The 544-nt window shown below is 62.9% G+C and carries 1 pseudogene; it reads left to right on the forward strand.

Going from position 1 to position 544, the window contains the following annotated elements:
- Positions 1-351: 351 nt before the first annotated feature.
- Positions 352-544 (forward strand): annotated as a pseudogene (locus AC1DTN_RS38960) (HD domain-containing protein); the annotation flags it as partial.

Here is a 544-nt window from a genome sequence, read left to right on the forward strand (position 1 = left end):
AGGTTGTGGGGCTGGCGCGCGCGTCCCACGGGCTTGCGTTCGCCTCCCACCAGGTCGAGTGCCTGGTAGAGCGCGGCGTTGGAGATGCCTTCCTCGTTGATCTGGACGTTGCGATAGGCGGCCAGGAGCGGCTCGAATAGGTCAGTCTGCTGCATGGAAAGAGGTTCGCGGCGTGCATTTGTTGCAGAACAAGATCGCACATTGCGGCGAGTTCGCGCAAGGTCAGTCGGGTCTGGAGTTTGGCGAAGCACAAGTCGGCGTCGTTGCAAAGAAAGTGGAGAGGGCCGGGTGCCGAGGTCAAAATGGCACATGACCAGCCCAAACGCACAGCCCACTCGTCCGCGGCCACCAATGGCGCCCTTCGCGCGCTCCTTCGCAGTCGAGGCGCACCGCGATCAGATGTACGGGGGACACCCCTACTCGCATCACCTGGACGCTGTGGCGGAGTTGGCTCGACCATTCGGCGATGACGCCGAGACCGTCGCCTACCTTCACGACGTCAAGGAGGACGTCGACGGCATGAACCTGGAACGGATTCGAGAGC

The organism is Rhizobium sp. 01T444 (assembly GCF_056398305.1).